Source organism: Ectothiorhodospira shaposhnikovii, from assembly GCF_016584105.1.
GTDB lineage: Bacteria > Pseudomonadota > Gammaproteobacteria > Ectothiorhodospirales > Ectothiorhodospiraceae > Ectothiorhodospira > Ectothiorhodospira shaposhnikovii.
On record NZ_NRSM01000067.1, the window covers coordinates 1 to 3,268 of the forward strand.

Genomic DNA, 3,268 nt, shown 5'->3' on the forward strand with positions numbered 1-3,268 from the left:
CTGGTCCTCCTGTTGGTCATGCTGGGGAGATTGCCGCTCACGTTCCTTGCGCAACCACCGATCCAACAGGCTGCGATTGATTCCCAGAGACCGGGCAGCTTCGGCCACCCCATACCCCTGGCGCTCAACCAACGCCACTGCCTCAGCCTTGAATTCCGCCGTGTATCGACGTCGTGCCTTCTTGCTCATGAACACCTCCAATGCATAGCCTACGAGGGCTTAACGGGGTGTCCGCTACAATTGGACCACTTCACGTTCGACCCTCGTGCGGGTGAGTTTTGCGCCAGCCCAGACGGTCGGCCAGCCATGAACCTGTGGAAACCGAAGCCCCACAACCCGCCCACCAATTGGGAGACACGGGTACAGCCGTTCATCGAGCATATCCGCTATCTGGTGCCCGACAAGGCGGAGCGCAAGCGCTTCCTTGATTGGCTTGCACACATTGAACAGAAACCGGGCGAGCTGCCGCACGCGCACTATCTGATGATCGCCACGTCGCAGGGCGTGGGCCGTAACTGGCTCGCGTCACTAATGGCGTGCGTCTGGTCTGGGCACGTCGCGCTGGACTACGACCTGAAAGGCACCTTCCAAAACGGCTTCAACGGTCAGCTATCGCGCAAGCTGCTGGCGGTCGTTGATGAGATTAACGAAGGCGGCACGGGCGAGCGGTGGCAGCACTCCGAAAAGCTCAAGTCGATGGTGACTACCTCGGAGCGGTTCATCAATGCGAAGTACGGCATCCAGCACAGTGAGGTGAATTGCTGCCGCTGGTTGCTGTTCTCCAACTACGAGTCAGCGTTGCCCCTGCACGCAGACGACCGCCGCTGGAACGTAATCCGCAACCCGAGCGAACCAAAGGAAGCGGATTACTACTCTACGCTTTACCGGGCGCTAGCCGATTCGGCGTTTGTTGCGTCGGTGCGTGAGTTCCTGCTCAAGCGCGATATATCTGCGTTCAACCCCGGCGAGCGTGCAGCGATGAATGAGGCCAAGGAAGCGGTCGTCGCCACGAGCATGACACACGAGGACGAGCGAGCCGCTGAACTGGTTGCGTCCTGTGACCGCGATCTTATTCTGGCGGATCACTTGTTCCAGTACATCTACGGCGATGCGCCAGACACGTCCCCGGACACCAGTAGGCGCTGGGCACGGCTGAAGCCGATTGCGGCGAAGGTAGGTATTGAGCCTATCCCAAACTGTAAGGACAAGACGTTGTTTGGCAGGCGAGGATTGAAGGTCTGGATACTGAGGAACACACAGCGGTGGAAGCAGGCTAGCCCCTTGGAGCTTGAAGCAGAACTATCGCGCACTTGAACTGATGTGGGCGCCCCCGGCGCCCCCCTTTGCCCCCCTCCCTATTTCTTATGCGAAAAGCGCCCATTCCAATATATGTGAGCCGTTTTTGGTGAGGGGGGCGAAGGGGGCCATAGGGGGGCATGGGTCTCAAGCGCTTACCTTCTGGCGGCCACGTATGCCGTTGAACTTGCGCCATGTGTATAGCTCGCAGACGGCATTGTTCACGTTCCAGTCCTTGGCCGGGGCAAGCTCGCGCAGCTCCTTCACTGCCGTTGTGGGGTTCGCGTCCAGGTACTCCCACACGGCGGCACACGCACCGCCTGGCGCTGGTCGCTTAACCCCGTTGCGCTCCTCGCGCTGAACCTTGGGGCTGGGGCCGCTGTGCGCTGGCTGGGGCCGTTTTTCGGTAGCAGCCGCCGTAACGGTACTGGCGGCACCCTGCTCGCCACTGTGGGGCGGCTGTGTTCGCTTCCAGCCAAAGCGCACCTCGTCACCGTTCTTGTGAACCGTGATCTCTACCTGCTCCGCTGGTACACCGGCGGCGATGGCTGCACGGCGGGCGTTCTCGCGCTTGGTGTAGGTCTTGGTCGATTGCATGGTCGTTCTCCTGATGTTGCGTTGATGGAGGCAAACGCTAAGACGCATCTCCGACGACCGGCAACCGATTTTTGGAAGCATCTGCGAAAACAGGGAACACAAGTTCTATTGTTTGCTTTTGTTTTTAGACCTAACAGATTGATCTGCAAAAAGTTTTACTTGCATGACCTATTTGTTTTTTCTTAGCGTTTTGCACATACGCAGCCCATCAGCTCATTTATCAGGAGAAACACCATGTCTGAGGAAGAAGTTTCAGTCCGAGTAACGCCCGCACTGCATCCGAAGAATGTAGAAACCATCGAAGGTCTGGATGACACGACCCGCCCCTATATCGCGCCTGTGGCCACAGTCATGGATGAGGCATACCAAGCGATTGATGCGATTCATAACGCCCGCGAAGCAGCCAGCCGCAACCCTGCATGGACAGAGGCTCAACAGTTGTTGCAGGTCGCACAGTTTGCCGAGAAGCATCAACAGCGTGTTTTAAAGAATGTCGATAGCGTGATGCAGAACCTTGATAAGGCGATCAAGGCAACTGACGAAATGTTGCAAGGCCCACTGGAGCAGCAGGCAGGGCTGGGCAGTATCAACGAAGAGATACGCCGTCACATCAAGTCCATGAGCACCGAAGAGCGTCACAACTTCTTGAGGGAAGCAAACGCCAACGGTGACACCAAAACGATGACCGCCGTTCTTGGTGCGCCACATTATCTGTCAGGTATGCAGCCTGCTGAGCAGCAGTATTACCTCCGCGAATTTCACATGCAGCGCAACCCTGACGCAGCCCGCCGATTGAAGGTTATGACTGCCGCCCGCGACCTGCTGAACGAACGAGCACCGCTGATCTTTGGGCAGGTAGAGAAAGCGATCGGCCAGCCTTGGCGCAAGGTGGACATGATCCGCAAGGCTGCAAACGCTGCTGAACAGGCTTTCATCATTCGAGACAAGAGCAGCGTTTGATGAAACGCTGATTTATCAAAGAAGAGGCGCATTGGTTATGGATGCATCCGATACCCCTGATTGGCTCAAAGCGCACAAGTCAGGGCAGAAACAAGACAAGCCTAAGGTCGGCAACCCATATTGGCGCAAGGGTATGAAAAGCCCTAACCCCTCCGGTCGCCCTGAAGTGGTCCAATTGTAGCGGACACCCCGTTAAGCCCTCGTAGGCTATGCATTGGAGGTGTTCATGAGCAAGAAGGCACGACGTCGATACACGGCGGAATTCAAGGCTGAGGCAGTGGCGTTGGTTGAGCGCCAGGGGTATGGGGTGGCCGAAGCTGCCCGGTCTCTGGGAATCAATCGCAGCCTGTTGGATCGGTGGTTGCGCAAGGAACGTGAGCGGCAATCTCCCCAGCATGACCAACAGGAGGACCAG

5 protein-coding genes are annotated in these 3,268 nt (G+C 57.4%); 3 read left to right on the top strand and 2 right to left on the bottom strand.

The genetic code is table 11. The annotated features are described in order from the left end of the window. The coding region (locus tag CKO35_RS17275; RefSeq protein WP_200173378.1) for a transposase at positions 1-189 on the bottom strand (189 nt) is incomplete at its 3' end. A gap of 117 nt (positions 190-306) precedes the next feature. Between CKO35_RS17275 and CKO35_RS17280 the strand changes: the two genes are divergently transcribed. Then, positions 307-1,314, top strand: a complete 1,008-nt coding sequence (locus CKO35_RS17280) for a primase-helicase family protein (protein WP_200177349.1) — start codon at positions 307-309, stop codon at positions 1,312-1,314. A gap of 129 nt (positions 1,315-1,443) precedes the next feature. Here the strand turns inward: CKO35_RS17280 and CKO35_RS17285 are convergent, their stop codons facing one another. Further along, positions 1,444-1,893: a hypothetical protein gene (locus tag CKO35_RS17285; protein ID WP_200177350.1), complete on the bottom strand. Its 450-nt coding sequence runs from the start codon at positions 1,891-1,893 to the stop codon at positions 1,444-1,446. Positions 1,894-2,127: 234 nt separating this feature from the next. Between CKO35_RS17285 and CKO35_RS17290 the strand changes: the two genes are divergently transcribed. Together CKO35_RS17290 and CKO35_RS17295 are read left to right on the top strand one after the other, a co-directional pair. Next, positions 2,128-2,853, top strand: a complete 726-nt coding sequence (locus CKO35_RS17290) for a hypothetical protein (RefSeq protein ID WP_200177351.1) — start codon at positions 2,128-2,130, stop codon at positions 2,851-2,853. Positions 2,854-3,079: 226 nt separating this feature from the next. After that, on the top strand, positions 3,080-3,268 hold a 189-nt coding region (locus CKO35_RS17295), incomplete at its 3' end, for a transposase (RefSeq protein ID WP_200173378.1).

Bases quoted from the DNA above. Each gene is read 5' to 3' on its own strand.
- CKO35_RS17285 (WP_200177350.1), bottom strand. From the start codon at position 1,893: ATGCAATCGACCAAGACCTACACCAAGCGCGAGAACGCCCGCCGTGCA.
- CKO35_RS17290 (WP_200177351.1), top strand. From the start codon at position 2,128: ATGTCTGAGGAAGAAGTTTCAGTCCGAGTAACGCCCGCACTGCATCCG.
- CKO35_RS17280 (WP_200177349.1), top strand. From the start codon at position 307: ATGAACCTGTGGAAACCGAAGCCCCACAACCCGCCCACCAATTGGGAG.